A 15,016-nucleotide genomic window follows, 5' to 3' on the forward strand; every position below is an offset into this window, starting at 1 on the left:
GCGCCCCTGATTGGGGTTCATGTGTACTGCGTGTGGATCTATCGCCGAGCCGATCAAAGATGGGCATGCGGAGATTCGCTCAACGATCAGGAATCCTCTGTGCTTTGTGTACATTCCAGTTCCTGCGCTGCTCTTTACCCCGCTGAGGACCTCTTGCGACGATTTCTTTCATCAGCCCGAAAAAAGGACCCGCGCCGAAGCGCGGGCCGTACGGACTTCCGGTCCAGGGAAGTTCTTCGCGGCACCTTGCGCGTGCAGGACAGCTGGCGCCAGCACTGCACGTGCCCAAGATGCCAAGGCGTCGCCGCCTGATGCAGCAGGTTTTCAGCAGGCGGCGGCCGTCATTTTGAAAATGCCCTGCGCGTTGGAGCTGTCGAAGCGCAGGTCGAGCTTGCTCTCGCCGCTGGCCGGGTCGACGATGCGGTCGCGCGTGATGAATTCGTAGAACGAGCCCGGCACCACGCGCGTCACGCGCGTGCCGTCGGCGGCGATGAATTCGCGCTCGACGCGGGTGGCCTTGAACGCGGTCTGGCGCACCGAACCGGCGGCGGAAACCTCGACCTTGTCCTTGATCGGCAGGCCCTGTGCGCGCAGCGCGTCAGCCACGGCGAACACGTCTTCGACATGGTCGGTGGCGTGATTGAAGGCATTGCCCTCGGTGGCGATCCACGCCATCTCGGCCGATTCTTCCAGCAGTGTCTGGTAGGCGGCGAGGCGCGGGGTGGCGTGCTGCACGTCGAAACAGCCCACCAGCTCCGGCAGCAGTTCGACCGCCTCGGCAAACGGCAGCGCGCAGGTGACGGCGAGCTTCGTCAGCAGTTCCTTGGCGCGCTCGGAGAGCGGGTCGCGCGAACTGCCCAGTACTTCGTTCGCCGCCGCCTGGAAGGCCGGCGAGAACTGGTCGGCGTGCAGTTCGGAGACGAAGAACTGGGCCACCACTTCCGGCGCGTCCTGGTGGCAGTAGGCGCGACCGGTCATCTTCAGGCGCGGCAGCGGGTAGACGCCGGCCACGGCGAAGCCCAGCGGCTCGAGAAAGCGCTTGAACGCCTGCTCGCCCATCGGCAGAGCGCCGGTGTCGGCGGCGGTGACGGTGCGCAGTGCGCCGTGGTCGAACACCACCTTGCCGCCTTCGGCCAACTTGGCGGTGACGTAGGTCTTGCCTTCCGGCACGGCTTCCAGGTTCTTGGCGAACAGCAGCATGTTCATGGCCTGGGCCAGCACCACGCGCGGCACGGTGGCGGGGCGCACCGCGGCCGTGAGCAGGGTGTCGTCGACCTCGATCATATTGAACAGGCCGCGCGTGCTGGCCTGGCCGGCGACGGCTTCGAGCAGCTGCCACAGTTGGCTGGTTTCTACGTTCGCGTTGACGTGTGCCATTACGGAATGCCTCTTATTCTGTTTCGGGCAGTTCGAGGCAGCGGGCCCACCCCGCTGTCGCTGCCGCACGATAAGCAAAGTCTCGATTTTTTTACGGCTTGGCTCAAGCGATGTATTCTGCTGACTTCATTCTGAAAACTCATCAACTACCATGCGTCGAACCCTGCCCTCGCTGATGGCCCTGCAATGTTTCGAGGCCGCCGTCCGTCACCTGAGCTTTACCCGCGCCGCCGAAGAGCTGAACCTGACGCAAAGCGCCGTGAGCCGCCAGATCCGCGCGCTGGAAGACTTCATCGGCCGGCCGCTGTTCGAGCGCGTCAAGCAGCGCCTGGTGCTGACCGTGGCCGGCGAAGCCTACGCCGCCGCGGTGCAGGACGTGCTGGACCGCGCCGAGGCCGCCACGCTGCAACTGATGGCCTATAGCGGCGAAGGCGGCATGCTTACCATCGCCATGTTGCCCACCTTCGGCTCGCGCTGGCTGGTGCCGCGGCTGGGCGACTTCGCGGCGCGCTACCCGGACATCCAGCTCAACCTCGGTGACCCAGGTGCGGCCGTTCGATTTCGACAAGGTGGAGGCCGACGTGGCGATCCACTTCGGCCCGGCGCTGTGGCCGGGCGCGATCTGCCACCGGTTGATGGGCGAAGACATCGTGCCGGTGTGCGCGCCGGCCCTGCTGGGCGGGCGACCGCACCTCGACGACGTGCGCGAGATCCTCGACTACACGCTGCTGCAGCACACCACGCGGCCGCAGGCCTGGAACGACTGGCTGCACGCGGCCGGCATCGAAGGCTTGACGGGAAATGAAGCGGGGTTGTTGAGCGGACCGCGCTTCGAGCACTTCTTCATGGTGATCCAGGCCGCCGTAGCGGGGCTCGGCATTGCGGTGCTGCCGCACTTCCTGGTGGAGGAAGAGCTGCAGAGCGGACGGCTGGTGCTGGCGCTCGACAAGCCCGTCCGCAGCCAGCATGCCTATTACTTGGTGCATCCGGCGACCAAGGCCGATCTCTACAAGGTGCGCGTGTTTCGCGAGTGGCTGCTGGAGCAGGCCGGGCGGGAGGGTATGGAACCAGCGGCTAGCCAATCGGGCGCGGTGCCGGCGTGCTGGTCGATTTGAGTGAAAATATCCGATCGACAACAGACCGGATAACCCCAGAAGCCGATGAGGCGATTGATCTCGCGTAGCTGGCTTCCGCCTGAGCTTATGAAGTGAAATGTAGTGGTGGCACGCCGGCAACCGCTGCGGGGCCGGCGCGCCGATTCCTTCTGCTAGTCTGCGGCAGGTTCCGTTCGCATCGCAGGAACGGCTTGCCCCTCCGCTGCCGCCGGCCTGATCTTGAACCAGATCGAGTACAAGGCCGGCAAGAACACCAGGGTCAGAACCGTCCCGGCGAAGGTGCCGCCGATCAAGGTGTAGGCGAGCGTCCCCCAGAACACCGAATGGGTCAGCGGGATGAACGCCAGGATGGCGGCGAGTGCGGTCAGGATGACCGGGCGGGCGCGCTGCACGGTGGCTTCGATAACCGCACGGAATGGATCGAGTCCGGCCTGTTCGTTTTCACGAATCTGTCCTATCAATATCAGCGTGTTGCGCATCAGGATTCCGGACAGCGCAATCAGACCGACCAGCGCGTTGATGCCGAACGGCTGCCGGAACAACAGCAGGGTGGGCACGACCCCGATGAGGCCCAGCGGCGCGGTGGCGAACACCATCGTCATCGCAGAGATCGACCGGACCTGGAAGATGATCGTGATCAGCGTCAGGGCGATCATGATGGGGAAGATCGGCGCCATGGCGCGGTTCGCCTTGCCGGATTCCTCGATGGAACCGCCCTGCTCGATCCGGTAGCCGGCCGGGAGCTTGGCGATGACGGGCTGAAGATCCTTCCATACGGCGGTGGACACGTCCGGCGGCTGCAAGCCCTCGGCAATGTCTCCGCGCACGGTGATCGTCGGCGTGCGGTCGCGGCGGCGCAGTATCGGGTCTTCCATGTGGACGCCCACCGTTCCGATCTGCGACAGCGGAATCCGCTGGCCGGCCGCTCCGACCAGGGTGAAATCGGCGATCTTGCCCGGATTGAGCCGCGTGTTGCCGGCTGAACGGGCCACGACCTGTACCGAACGGATGTCCTCGCGCACCTCAGTAATCGGGATGCCGCTCAACAGGAACTGAAGCTGCTGGGCCACGTCGCTGGAGCTCAGGCCAAGGCTCTGGAGCCGGTCCTGATCGAGCGAGAAACGCAGCGTGGGCACGCGCTCGCCCCAGTCGGTATTGACCGTACGCATCTGGGAAGAGGCCTGCATCACGGCACGCACCTGCGCCGCGATGTCACGCAGCTTGTCGGGATCGGGCCCCATCACGCGGAAGGCCACGGGGAAGGGAGAGTACGGGCCGAACACCAACTGGGCCACCCGCACGCGCGCCTCCGGTGCCAGACCGTCGGCCACCGCCTGCCGCAGCCTGAGCTTGAGCGCCTCACGCGCCGCCTGGTTGTCCGTCAGGACGACGATCTTCGCGAACGAAGGATCGGGCAACTCCGGCGCCATGGCGAGGTAGAAGCGCGGCGCCCCCTGTCCGACGTAGGCCGTCACGATCTTCGCTTCCGGCTGCCCGGCCAGCCAGGCCTCGACCTTGGCGGTCACCGCACTCGTCTGCTGGATCGAGGTGCCATACGGCATCTGGACTTCGACCAGCACCTCGGGCCGATCGGAAGTCGGAAAGAATTGCTTGTTGACCACGCCCATGCCCAGGACCGCGACGAACAAGGTGCTGACCACGCCCGCCGCAACCAGCCATTTGCGCCGGATCACCGATCCAAGAAGGCGGCGGAAGCGCTCGTAGTGCGGGGTAGCGTAGATCGCCCCGTTCCCGCCCTCGTGCTGCTTGAAGTTCGGGAGCAGCTTCACCCCCAGGTAGGGCGTGAACACGACGGCGACGATCCACGACGTGATCAGCGCAATGCCGACGATCCAGAACATGTTGCCGGCGTACTCGCCGGCGGTCGACTTGGCGAAGCCGTTCGGCATGAAGCCGATCGCCGTCACCAGGGTTCCGGAAAGCATGGGCGCGGCGGTATGGCTCCACGCATAGGCCGCCGCGCGGATGCGGTCGTAGCCCTCCTCCATCTTCACCACCATCATCTCGATGGCGATGATCGCGTCGTCGACCAGGAGCCCCAGGGCGAGGATCAGGGAGCCCAGCGTGATCCGGTCGAAGTTCTTGCCGGTGGCCGCCATGATGACGAAGACCGCGGCCAGGGTCAGGGGAACTGCTGCCGAGACCACGATGCCGGCGCGCCATCCCATGCTGAGGAAACCCACCAGCATCACCACGCCGAGGGCGACGAAGAACTTGAGCATGAACTCGTCGACGGCCGAGTGGATATTGACCGACTGGTCCGTGACCTTGGTGAGGCTCATGCCGAGCGGCATCTCGGCGTTGATCGCCGCCGCTTCCGTCTCCAGTGCGCGGCCGAGATCGAGGCCGTTCCAACCCTCGCGCATGACCACGCCGAGCAGCAAGGCCGGTTCGCCGTTGTTGCGGATGAGGAAGGTGGCCGGATCCTCGTAGCCCCGCTTCACCTCGGCGATGTCGCCGAGCTTCAGCGTACGGCCCCGCGCCGCGACGGGCGTATTCCGGATCGCCTCCAGATCGTCGATGGCGCCGTCCAGCCGGATGAAGACCTGTGGGCCCTTGGCTTCGATCGAGCCGGCGGGCGTCATGACGTTGCGCCCGTTCAGCGCTGCGAAGATGTCGCGTGGGGAGACGCCCAGGGTCGCGAGGCGGTCATGGGAGAACTCGACGAAGATCCGTTCGGCCTGTTCGCCGATGATGTTCACCTTCTTGACGCCCGCCACGTGAAGCAGGCGCTGGCGCAGGGTCTCCGCGTCGCGCACCAGGTGCCGATGGGCCTCACCCTTCGCTTTCAAGGCATAGAGTGCAAAGGTCACGTCGGCGTACTCGTCGTTCACCATCGGGCCGACGGCGCCACGCGGCAGCTTGCCGGCCTCGTCGCCGAGTTTCTTGCGGGCCTGATAGAACTGCTCGGGGACCTCGGCGGGCGGCGTGCTGTCGAGCAGGAACACCGTGGTGAAGGCCAAGCCCGGTCGCGTAAAGGTCTCGGTCCGGTCATACCAGCGCAGTTCCTGCATGCGCTTTTCCAGGGGCTCGGCGACCAGTTCTTCCATCTCCTTTGCCGTGGCGCCGGGCCAGGCGGTGACCACGGTCATCTGCTTGACGGTAAAGGCGGGGTCCTCCGCCCGGCCCAGGGTCAGGAAAGCGACGACGCCGGCGATGAAGATGGCCAGCATCAGGAACAGGGTGACCGAGCGCTCGCGTACCGCGAGGGCGGAGAGGTTGAAGGCGCTCATTTCCCCTCCCCGCTGGCCGCCGCCACGCTTTGCGCGGCTTTGCCGTCAGCCAGCCGTACCTGCTCGCCTTCGTGCAGCAGATGGGCTCCGAGCACGACGACGCGATCGCCTGACGCGAGGCCACCGACGACCGCGGTGGCTTCGTCACTGAGGCCGGTTACCTGCACGGCGCGCCAGGTGACCCGAGGCGCCTTCCCTTCGACCAGCCATACACCGGGGCCTTTGCCCGGATCGACGATCGCGCCGATGGGTACCCGCAGTGCCAGCGCGGAGCGGTCGTGCGGGATGTGGATGGAGACGGTCGAGCCCAGTGGCGCGTCCGCCAAGCGGTCCTCCAGCACGTAGCGCGCCTCGAAGGTGCGCGTTTCACGGTTGGCGGCATCCGACAACTGGCGCAGTTTCGCCGCGCCCGTGAGCCCGCTGCCATACAAGGCCGCGCGCGCCACGGATCCGACCGCCGGACGCAGGGCTTCGGGGAGCTCGATGACTGCTTCGCGGCGCCCGGCATGCGCCACACGAACGACAACCTGCCCGGCACTGACGACCTGGCCCGGCTCCGCCAGGGTCTCCACCACCACGCCGTCCGCGTCGGCAAGCAGGACCGTGTAGCTGGTTTCGTTGCGCGCCACGTCGGCCTGGGCCTGGGCCGCATTGAGCTCCGCCCTTGCCGACTGGGCGGCGGTCTTGATCTTGTCGTAGGCAGAGGCCGACACCGCACCCGCCGAGACGAGGTCGCGGTACCTCGCCTCGTCCTCCGCGGTCTGGCGCGCGCGCGCCGTGGCGGCGGCAACCGCCTCGTCGTGGGCGCGCGTGGCGAGCTTCAAGTCGGTGGGGTCGATGCGCATCAGCGGCTGGCCACGCTTGACGGCCTGCCCGGTATCGACCAGGCGCTCCAGGACCTTGCCGGGAACGCGGAAACCCAGGTCACTCTGCACCCGCGCCGCAACAATGCCGGTGAATGAGCGCTCGGCCTGGACGGCGGCCTCTACCGCCCCCACCCGTACGACGGGAATCCGGGTCCGCGGATCATTTGCAGAAGTGGCGTCGCTGCACGCTGCCAGAGCAAAGGGCAACAGACCGACGACGGCGAGGAAGGGAATAGTACGGCACTGAAGCATGACGACCTCCGGGAACACGAAGGTCTTCATACTCTAACTTGTGACCATTTTTGTCAATAGTCACTTTATGCTCATGGAGCGCCTAAGGCGCCAGGCTACGCAGCACCAGGTTCGAAAGCCGTGTAGGCGCGTCCTCGACGAGGTCGAGGTTGTGCTGGAGCAGGAGCGGATTCGCGAAGGGCAGCATGACGAGATAGATCGCATGCACCGTCTCGTCCAGCGGTGTCTTGCGTTCGAACTCGCCGCTCTCCCGCCCTTCGCGGACGATCTCCGTCAGGATCTGCCGGATGCGCTCGCAGTAGGCGCGGGCAGACGGCCACCCCTCGCCGGCGGAGTATGCGGCGATGTCGTACAACTTGCGGTCGTTGAAGAACAGGCTCACACCGGTAGCCACCAAGACCTTGAACATTCTGCGGAATTTTTCCGTCGGCGTGGATGCGCCCGCCACGGCTTCTTCGACCGCCACGACGATGGCACTCAAGGTCTTGGAACAGATGGCCTCGCCGATGGCCTGCTTGGAGTCGAAGAACTTGTATATATAGGCCTTGGAAAAGCCGATCGCCTTGGCCAGGTCGGAGACCGTGGTCTTCTCGTAGCCGTAGTGGCTGAAGTGTTCTCCGGCCGCCTCCACGATCTGTTCTCGAACGCTATGGTCGGCGGGGCCACGCGTCTGCGGGGCGGAAGACTCGATTTCATTCATGGGGAAAACAATACCTCGTATGCTAAATCTTGACAACTTGTGACCAATTTAGACTATAGTCACACAAACAGTTCAACTCCCCGAAGGACTCCCATGCTCGCCCATCCCCGTTCTCTCGCCCTTCTTCTGAGCGTCGGCGTCTTGACGGGCTGCGCCGTCGGCCCCGACTACAGACGGCCCGAGATCGCCCTGTCGCCCACCTTCATCGGACAGGAAGGCGTCGATCACCGGCAGGTTCAGCACAAGGCAGACCTCACGATCTGGTGGGCCGCCTTCGACGATCCGCTGCTGACGCACTTCGTCGCGCTGGCCCTCGACCAGAACCTGGACATCGCGCAAGCGGCGGCACGTGTCGCCCAGTCGCGTGCGACATTGCGCTACGCCGATGCGGCGCTGCTTCCGGCGGCCAACGTGAGTATAACCGCAGCGCGAGGCTACCAGTCGGTCGAGACCCCGCTGGGGCAGGTGCTCAACGCCACGCCCGGCTTCGATCGCAGCGGCAGCTCCTACGAGGCCAACCTCGGTGCGAGTTGGGAGATCGACATGTTCGGCGGTCTGCGGCGAGGGCGGGAGGCGGCACACGCGGCGTACGAGGCATCCGAAGCCGGCGCGGTGGCGACACGGCTGGCCGTGGCCGCGCAGACGGCGGATGTGTACGTCACGATCCGGGGCTTGCAGGCGCGCATCGCGATCGCCAGGCAGCAAGTGGAAACCCGCCGTCAGTTATTCGCCATGGTCAGGCTCCAGTACGGAAAGGGGGTCGCCGCCGAGCTCCAGATGAACCAGGCCGAGGGTTCGCTCACCCAGGCCGAGGCGCAGATTCCCGTCCTGGAAGCCGGCCTCGATTCGGCGATGAACGCACTGGACGTGCTGCTCGGAGCTCAGCCGGGAACCTATCGTACAGAACTGGCCCCAGTGGCGCCGGTCCCGGTCGTTCCGGGTCTGGCCGAGACCGGCACCCCGGCCGAGTTGATTCGGCGCAGGCCTGACCTCATCGCCGCCGAGCGGCGCCTGGCTGCGGCCAATGCGCGCATCGGCGTGGCGGTCTCGGAGTACTACCCCAAGTTCTCGCTTGCCGCCCTGCTGGGCAGCGCCACCGCGATAGCGAGCGGCAACCTCTTCACCGGGGCCGCCAGCCAGTGCCCAGGGCGTTCTCGGACTGCGCTGGCGCCTGTTCGACTTCGGCCGCGTCGACGCGCAGATCGCCGCCGCGCGTGGCCAGGAGGCCGAAGCCCTGGCGGCCTACCGGCTGGCCGTGTTGCGGGCAACCGAGGATGTCGAGAACGCCATCGAAGCCCTCGTCAAACGCGAGGCTCAGGTCGGCATCCTGACGCGGGGCGAATCCTCGCTCGCCCGTGCGCGCGAGAACTCGCTTGCCGCCTACAAGGGCGGCGTCGTCAGCCTGATCGAGGTGCTCGATGCCGATGGCAAGCTGCTGGAGGCGCGCGACGCGAAGGCACAGGCAGAAACGGAGGCGGCGCGCGCCGCTATTGCCTCCTTCCGGGCTTTGGGGGGCGGATGGGATGCGCAGCATGCAAGCAGCAACCGCCTCTCCAGCAACCTTTCCACCAACGACCGCAGGTAAGCAAGATGACCATAACAGATAATTCATAGGTGCTCATCATGGGTGCATCGAGCCGTGGCGCATTGGTTTGGGGACCGGGCTGGCGCTGGGTCCGGACAATTTCGGACGACTGTTTAACAGGAGATGTTCTATGGCAAACGGTTAGTGGTGTTTTTCTCGCTTTATGTGGATACACACGCATTTCCGGCCGAGCGGTGCCAGGTGCCAACGGTACCGCCCGTCTACTGCCTCACCCGAACAGGAGACTCATCATGAAATCGCTTTTGGCATTGTCCGGCATCGCCCTCGTCATTTCCGCCCACACCGCGCTGGCTGATCCCGGCCGCCCGCTGGATCCTCACGAGCAGGCGCGGCAGTCGATACTGAACGTGACACAGCATTCGGCAGCCGTCCGCGCCACGACGGGAACCGGGGCGCTGGCGCCGACGGATCCGCATGAGCTCGCGCGTCAGCGAATCGTCCCGTCGCCCGTGACCAGCGTCGCGTCTCGACCCGCACTCGAGGTGGGGTCGCCGCCGAAAATCGACCCGCACGAGCGCGCGCGCCGCTCGATTCTAGGAAGCTAGGGAGAGGAGTCGACCCCATGACAGCGCCAACCGACGCGATGAATCCCGAAGAAACGCTTGCCCGCTGGCGGGCCGAGGAGGCGGCCGTGCGCGCCCGCCTCCAGGCGACTCCCGGCGTGGGCTCCCCTGCCCAGCTCGCCGGGCGCAGCGGATTGCAGATATTCCAGGCGCTCCTCGCCGGGGAGATTCCGCCCCCGCCGATGGCTGCGACGCTCGATTTCATCCTGCTTCGCATCGAGCCCGGATTTGCGGTATTCCAGGGAGAGCCCAGCTTCAGCTACTACAACCCGATGGGCACCGTGCACGGCGGCTGGTTCGCAACCATGCTCGACACCGCCATGGGATGCGCCGTGCATTCCACGCTGCCGGCGGGCAAGGCCTACACCACCCTGGAACTGAAGCTCAACCTCGTCCGCGCACTCACCGACGCGGTGCCGCTGGTACGCGCGGAAGGCCGGTTGGTCCACGGCGGCCGCCAGGTGGCGACCGCGGAAGGCCGGCTGGTCGGACCGGACGGCAAGCTCTACGCCCACGCGAGCACTACTTGCCTGGTCTTTGACCAGGCTTCATAGAAGATCGGCACGAAAGGCTTCGGTCCGGCTCGTACCTCGCTCATCGCGGTGCAGGCGCTGTTTTCCGGCATCAGCTTTTCGGTCGGCTTTGCCCTGATGGCCAACATCGTGGTGCTGTGGGGTTATCTGACCTTTATGCACTGATGGTCTCATGCCGTAGTCAGGGTTCCCGGCTTGGCGCATCGGGCAATGTGGATGTCATCTCTACAACAGGAAGGGGCCGGCCGTCAGCCGGAAGCATGAATGTCTCTTGAGGGTCGATTTGCATCGGTGGCAATCAAGTGAGCCATTGGATGCACCGAATTGATCGGTGTTGCTGCAGCCTGGCCCGCCAGTGCGTGCCATTCCGCAGCACCGCCCCCGCCGACTACGGCATGAGACCATCAGTGCATAAAGGTCAGATAACCCCACAGCACCACGATGTTGGCCATCAGGGCAAAGCCGACCGAAAAGCTGATGCCGGAAAACAGCGCCCAGGCGCGGAAGACCTCGTACCAGTCCGGCACCACCTCCGCCAGGGTCTTGGCCAGGTGATGGCTGGCCAACAGCAGCGCGCACAGGATCGCCCACTTGATCAGATAGCCCGGCAGGTATTTGCGTTGCTGGCGGTTGAAGCGATAGTTCTGCTCGCGCAGCATGTGGTCGCCCTGCGAGACGTCACGGAACAGCCAGTAGGGAATGAAATAGAGATACAGCAGGTGGAGTAATCCGGGTTCCGTCGTGTTGGGCATGACAGTCCCTCCCCCTTGTCAAAAAACAGCGGCACGCCGCCTTGAACCCCGGCCTGCATGTCCCTGCGGCCGCCCTCATCCACTATAGACACTGCCAGCGGACGCCATGGGGCGACCCGTACGCAGGATGGCACGGCCCCCAAAAAAAGCAGCCCGGTTTGCACCGGACTGCCAACACTGACGACTTCCACAGACAAAATCGGGAGTTCCTCCGGAAAGCGAGCGGGCCATGGCAGGCCGAGCCGCCTCGCAGGCGCAGGATGGGTGGAGCAATGCGGAACCCCTCATCCGCTATTGATGGGTTCAGGCAGGTGTGCCTTTGCTCAGCCTGCGAGTACTCAAGATGCCAAGGCGCAGCCGCCTTATCGAGAGGCTTACAACGACATCCCCGGCGCGAGCTGGCTCGGCAGCGCCAGCGCCGGCGCTTCCACCGAGGCCATCGGGTAGGCGCAGTAATCGGCGGCGTAGTAGGCCCCCGGGCGATGGTTGCCGGAGTTGCCGACACCGCCGAACGGCGCGGCGGACGAGGCGCCGTTGGTCGGCTTGTTCCAGTTCACCACGCCGGCGCGGATGTCCTGGCTGAAGCGTTCCCACAGCGCGGCATCGTCGGCCAGCAGCGCCGCCGACAGGCCGTATTCGGTGTCGTTGGCGATCTCCAGCGCCAGATCGAGGTCGCGGTAGCGGATGATCTGCGTGAGCGGGCCGAAGTATTCCTCGTCCGGCAGCTCGGTCACGGCGGTGACGTCGAGAATGGCCGGGGTGACGAAGGCCTTGCCCTCTTCCAGCTGACACATTTCCAGGATTGGCTTGGCGCCCAGCGCGATCAGGCGTTGCTGCGCGGCGAGCATGCCCTGCGCGGCCTTGAGCGACACCATCGCCCCCATGAACGGCTGCGGCTCGGCGTCGAAGGCGCCGATGGTGAGCTTGCCGGCCACCTCGGCCAGGCGGGCCACGAAGCGGTCGCCGAATTCGCCCACCGGCACCAGCATGCGGCGCGCGCAGGTGCAGCGCTGGCCGGCGGAGAGGAAGGCGGACTGGATGGCGTGGTGCACGGCGGCGTCGAGGTCGGCGCACTCGGCCACCAGCAGCGGGTTGTTGCCGCCCATCTCCAGCGCCAGCATGAAGCCGGGACGGCCGGCGAACTGGCGGTGCAGCGCCACGCCGGTGGCGGAGCTGCCGGTGAACAACAGGCCGTCGAGGTCGGCGTGCTGGGCCAGCGCAATGCCGGTGTCGCGCTCGCCCTGCAGCAGGTTGATCACGCCGGCCGGCACGCCGGCTTTTTCCCATAATTTGACGGTCAGCTCGGCCACCAGCGGGGTCAGCTCGGACGGCTTGAACAGCACGGTGTTGCCGGCGATCAGCGCCGGCACGATGTGGCCGTTCGGCAGGTGGCCGGGGAAGTTATACGGACCGTACACCGCCACCACACCATGCGGGCGATGGCGCAACACGGAGCTGTCGCCAGCGAGGTCGGCGCGGTGTTCGCCGGTACGCTCGTTGTAGGAACGGATCGAGATCTCGATTTTGCCGATCATCGCCGCCACTTCCTGGCGCGATTCCCACAGCGGCTTGCCGGTTTCCAGGCCAATGGTGCGGGCCAGCTCTTCCTTGTGCTCGCCCAGCACCTCGGCGAAGCGGCGTACCAAGGCCAGGCGTTCGCCCAGCGCGGTGTGGCGCCAGCCGGCGAAGGCGCGACGCACGGCGATGAAGGCGGCGTCGATGTCCTCGGCCGCGGCGGCGCGGCCTTCCCAGACCGGCAGACCGGTAGCCGGGTTGAGCGAAACGAAGACCGGGCCGTGGCCGGCGGTCCAGTTGCCGTCGATGAACAGTTGGCTCATGTCATGTCTTTCCATGTGGTGGGCCGGCAGCGGCGCGCTGCCGGCGGCAATCGGTTATCAGCTAGCTGCCTTGGCAGCGGGATAGAGCGTCATGGCGCGTACGGTGTCGCCGCTCTTCACGTGCAGGGCCTGGGCGTGCTCGGCACTCAGGGCGATCACACTGTCCGCAGGGTTGGCCGAAGCCAGGATCACGCGGAAATCGGCCAGTTCGCCGTTGGCCACCAGGTAGCGCTGCTCGCCGGCGGCGGCGCGTTCGGCCACGATCTCGACGCGGTACAGCTGGCTGTCGCGCATCACGCGCAGGCTGTCAACGCGGGCTTCCAGCACCGGGCCACCTTCGAAGATGTCGACGTGGTGCTCCAGACGCAGGCCTTCGGCCTCCAGCAGGCGGCGCGCCGGCTCGGTGTCCTTGTGCACCTTGCCGATGCAGGCCTGCGCCTCGGGCGGCAGGAAGTCGATGTACACCGGGTAGCGCGGCATCAGCTCGGCGAGGAAGGACTTCTTGCCCAGCGCCACCAGGTGGTCGGCTTCGTGGAAGTCGATGCGGTAGAAGTGCGTGCCGAGGGCCTTCCAGAACGGCGATTCGCCGTTCTCGTCGAAGTGGCCGCGCATTTCGGCGCAGATGTGTTCGGCGAAGCGTTCCGGGAACTGCGCCAGGAACATGAAGCGCGCCTTGGACAGCAGCGCGCCGTTGCCGTTGACGCGGAAATCCGGGTCGAGGAACAGCGTGCACAGCTCGGAGTAGCCCGTCAGGCCGTGCGACATGTGCAGCTTGTCCATCTTGGTCCACAGCCCCAGTTCGCGGCTGGCGTGCACGAAACTGTCCATGCGGTAGGTGTAGAACGGCTGGTCGAGGCCGACCGCGACCTCGAGGCCGCACACGCCCACCACCTGGCCGCTATCGCTGTCTTCCAGCACGAACAGATAACCCTGCTCCGCCAGCGGCGCGGTGCCGTCGACGGTGCTCTGCACGCGGTCGAGGCGCGACGCCTGCACGGCGTGGTCGGGCTTCAGCGTGGTCATGCCGGGGCCGGCCTTGTGCGCAAGTTCCACCAGGGCGTCGACATCGTCCGGTCGGCACAGTCTCATCACGATCATGGGCGGGCTCCTTCAACGTGCAGCGGCGCGCAACGCACTTCGTCGCCGTCGGCGATCTCCAGCACGTCGGCCACTTCTTGCGGCAGGACGATCTCGCTCTCCAGCCGCGCCGGCAGCTCGGCGACGGTGCAGCGGAAATCGCCGGTTTGGGTATTGCTCACCAGGTAAGGCACGGTCGGGCCACTCGCCTCGCCGCGCAGCGCGCTGTGCACCCGGCTGTGGCGCACCGACTGGCACACTTCCAGCGGCGCGGTCAGCACCGGGCCGGCGTCGAACAGGTCGACAAACTTGTCCGGCTCCAGGCCTTCGGCCAGGTGGCAGCGGTAGTTGAGGCGCGCGCCGACGTGTGGCTCGCCCATCACGCGCTGCGCCTCTTCCGACAGCAGCGGTACGTAGAGCGGGTCGACCTGCATCATTTCGGCGATGAAGGTGCGGCTGCGCCCGCCGGAGGCCAGTTCCATCTGGGTGAAGTCGCGGCGGAAGAACTTGTAGCCGACGCCGTCCCAGAACGGCGAGCGGCCCTCTTCGTCGGCCACGCCGGGTAGCACCGAGAAGATCTCGTTGCTGAAACGTTCGCGGTGCTCGGCGATGAACAGCATGCGCGAGCGTGACAACAGCTGCGGCGCCAGCAGCGCGTTGCCGAGAGCGGCTTCGTCGAAGTAGAAGCCGGTGAGCCGGGTGCGGCCGGTCAGCTCGTGCGACATCATCAGCGCGTGCACGCGGTGGTTCACCTTGAGCTCGCGCGAGGCGTGCACCAGTACTTCGTTACGGAAGGCGTAGAACGGCTCGGAAAAGCCGGCCATCGCCATGATGCCGGCGGTGCCGTAGAGCCGGCCGCTGTCGGAGTCTTCCAGCACGAACAGGTAGCTCTCTTCGCCGGGGCACTCGACCTCGCTGCGCAGCGAATTGAGCGAGTCGTTCACGCGCTGTTGCAGGCGCTGGCGGTCGGGCGGCAGCGAGTGCAGCACCGGCCCGCCCGATCGCGCCATGCGCTCGATCTGGTCCAGATCGGAAAGCTTGCTCGGTCGAACAAACAGCATGTCAGTCCCTTCCAATGGTTTC

At 66.0% G+C, this 15,016-nt stretch carries 12 protein-coding genes and 2 pseudogenes; 6 read left to right on the plus strand and 8 right to left on the minus strand.

What is annotated here, in order from left to right:
• Positions 1-324: 324 nt before the first annotated feature.
• Positions 325-1,377, minus strand: a complete 1,053-nt coding sequence (locus tag ABKF58_RS15280; RefSeq protein ID WP_482581712.1) for a 2-oxoadipate dioxygenase/decarboxylase family protein — start codon at positions 1,375-1,377, stop codon at positions 325-327.
• Between the two features lie 175 nt (positions 1,378-1,552).
• Here ABKF58_RS15280 and ABKF58_RS15285 point away from each other — a divergent pair.
• Together ABKF58_RS15285 and ABKF58_RS15290 are read left to right on the plus strand one after the other, a co-directional pair.
• Positions 1,553-1,861 (plus strand): annotated as a pseudogene (locus tag ABKF58_RS15285) (LysR family transcriptional regulator); the annotation flags it as partial.
• A 61-nt stretch (positions 1,862-1,922) separates the two neighbouring features.
• Positions 1,923-2,492, plus strand: a complete 570-nt coding sequence (locus tag ABKF58_RS15290) for a LysR substrate-binding domain-containing protein (RefSeq protein ID WP_482581714.1) — start codon at positions 1,923-1,925, stop codon at positions 2,490-2,492.
• A 152-nt stretch (positions 2,493-2,644) separates the two neighbouring features.
• Here ABKF58_RS15290 and ABKF58_RS15295 read toward each other — a convergent pair whose 3' ends face one another.
• From ABKF58_RS15295 to ABKF58_RS15305, 3 genes are read right to left on the minus strand one after another with little or no spacing between them, the layout of a single operon-like run.
• Positions 2,645-5,746 (minus strand): efflux RND transporter permease subunit, encoded by a 3,102-nt coding sequence (locus ABKF58_RS15295; RefSeq protein ID WP_482581716.1) that lies wholly within the window; start codon positions 5,744-5,746, stop codon positions 2,645-2,647.
• Positions 5,743-6,894: an efflux RND transporter periplasmic adaptor subunit gene (locus tag ABKF58_RS15300; protein ID WP_482581718.1), complete on the minus strand. Its 1,152-nt coding sequence runs from the start codon at positions 6,892-6,894 to the stop codon at positions 5,743-5,745. Before ABKF58_RS15300 ends, ABKF58_RS15295 begins: the two co-directional genes overlap by 4 nt.
• A 52-nt stretch (positions 6,895-6,946) precedes the next feature.
• Positions 6,947-7,564, minus strand: coding sequence for a TetR/AcrR family transcriptional regulator (locus tag ABKF58_RS15305; protein ID WP_294867946.1), 618 nt, complete (start codon positions 7,562-7,564; stop codon positions 6,947-6,949).
• 93 nt (positions 7,565-7,657) lie between these two features.
• Here ABKF58_RS15305 and ABKF58_RS15310 point away from each other — a divergent pair.
• The 4 genes and pseudogenes from ABKF58_RS15310 to ABKF58_RS15325 form a co-directional block, all read left to right on the plus strand.
• Positions 7,658-8,638 (plus strand): annotated as a pseudogene (locus tag ABKF58_RS15310) (efflux transporter outer membrane subunit); the annotation flags it as partial.
• A 97-nt stretch (positions 8,639-8,735) separates the two neighbouring features.
• On the plus strand, positions 8,736-9,149 hold the full coding sequence (locus ABKF58_RS15315; RefSeq protein ID WP_482584391.1) for a TolC family protein: 414 nt from the start codon (positions 8,736-8,738) through the stop codon (positions 9,147-9,149).
• 251 nt (positions 9,150-9,400) lie between these two features.
• Positions 9,401-9,715 carry a hypothetical protein gene (locus ABKF58_RS15320; protein ID WP_482581720.1) on the plus strand — a complete coding sequence of 105 codons (315 nt, stop codon included), beginning with the start codon at positions 9,401-9,403 and terminating at the stop codon, positions 9,713-9,715.
• A 17-nt stretch (positions 9,716-9,732) separates the two neighbouring features.
• A complete protein-coding gene (locus ABKF58_RS15325) occupies positions 9,733-10,287 on the plus strand; it encodes a PaaI family thioesterase (RefSeq protein ID WP_482581722.1) in 555 nt (184 codons plus the stop codon).
• Positions 10,288-10,670: 383 nt separating this feature from the next.
• Here the strand turns inward: ABKF58_RS15325 and ABKF58_RS15330 are convergent, their stop codons facing one another.
• The 4 genes from ABKF58_RS15330 to ABKF58_RS15345 form a co-directional block, all read right to left on the minus strand.
• Entirely contained in the window at positions 10,671-11,018 is a 348-nt protein-coding gene (locus ABKF58_RS15330; RefSeq protein ID WP_482581723.1) for a hypothetical protein, read from the minus strand.
• A 374-nt stretch (positions 11,019-11,392) separates the two neighbouring features.
• A complete protein-coding gene (gene astD / locus ABKF58_RS15335) occupies positions 11,393-12,856 on the minus strand; it encodes a succinylglutamate-semialdehyde dehydrogenase (protein ID WP_482581725.1) in 1,464 nt (487 codons plus the stop codon).
• A 57-nt stretch (positions 12,857-12,913) separates the two neighbouring features.
• The gene (astA, locus tag ABKF58_RS15340; protein WP_482581727.1) at positions 12,914-13,954 is read right to left on the minus strand and encodes an arginine N-succinyltransferase; all 1,041 of its coding nucleotides are present in this window, start codon (positions 13,952-13,954) and stop codon (positions 12,914-12,916) included.
• Entirely contained in the window at positions 13,951-14,994 is a 1,044-nt protein-coding gene (locus tag ABKF58_RS15345) for an arginine N-succinyltransferase (protein ID WP_482581728.1), read from the minus strand. Before ABKF58_RS15345 ends, astA begins: the two co-directional genes overlap by 4 nt.
• Positions 14,995-15,016 lie beyond the last annotated feature (22 nt).

The sequence above is a fragment of the Pseudogulbenkiania sp. AW2-16 genome, assembly GCF_056824575.1.

What these genes read in the sequence shown, in the direction of transcription:
- ABKF58_RS15280 (WP_482581712.1), bottom strand. Translation starts at nt 1,377, where the DNA reads ATGGCACACGTCAACGCGAACGTAGAAACCAGCCAACTGTGGCAGCTG.
- ABKF58_RS15295 (WP_482581716.1), bottom strand. Translation starts at nt 5,746, where the DNA reads ATGAGCGCCTTCAACCTCTCCGCCCTCGCGGTACGCGAGCGCTCGGTC.
- ABKF58_RS15300 (WP_482581718.1), bottom strand. Translation starts at nt 6,894, where the DNA reads ATGAAGACCTTCGTGTTCCCGGAGGTCGTCATGCTTCAGTGCCGTACT.
- ABKF58_RS15305 (WP_294867946.1), bottom strand. Translation starts at nt 7,564, where the DNA reads ATGAATGAAATCGAGTCTTCCGCCCCGCAGACGCGTGGCCCCGCCGAC.
- ABKF58_RS15320 (WP_482581720.1), top strand. Translation starts at nt 9,401, where the DNA reads ATGAAATCGCTTTTGGCATTGTCCGGCATCGCCCTCGTCATTTCCGCC.
- ABKF58_RS15325 (WP_482581722.1), top strand. Translation starts at nt 9,733, where the DNA reads ATGACAGCGCCAACCGACGCGATGAATCCCGAAGAAACGCTTGCCCGC.
- ABKF58_RS15330 (WP_482581723.1), bottom strand. Translation starts at nt 11,018, where the DNA reads ATGCCCAACACGACGGAACCCGGATTACTCCACCTGCTGTATCTCTAT.
- astD (WP_482581725.1), bottom strand. Translation starts at nt 12,856, where the DNA reads ATGAGCCAACTGTTCATCGACGGCAACTGGACCGCCGGCCACGGCCCG.
- astA (WP_482581727.1), bottom strand. Translation starts at nt 13,954, where the DNA reads ATGATCGTGATGAGACTGTGCCGACCGGACGATGTCGACGCCCTGGTG.
- ABKF58_RS15345 (WP_482581728.1), bottom strand. Translation starts at nt 14,994, where the DNA reads ATGCTGTTTGTTCGACCGAGCAAGCTTTCCGATCTGGACCAGATCGAG.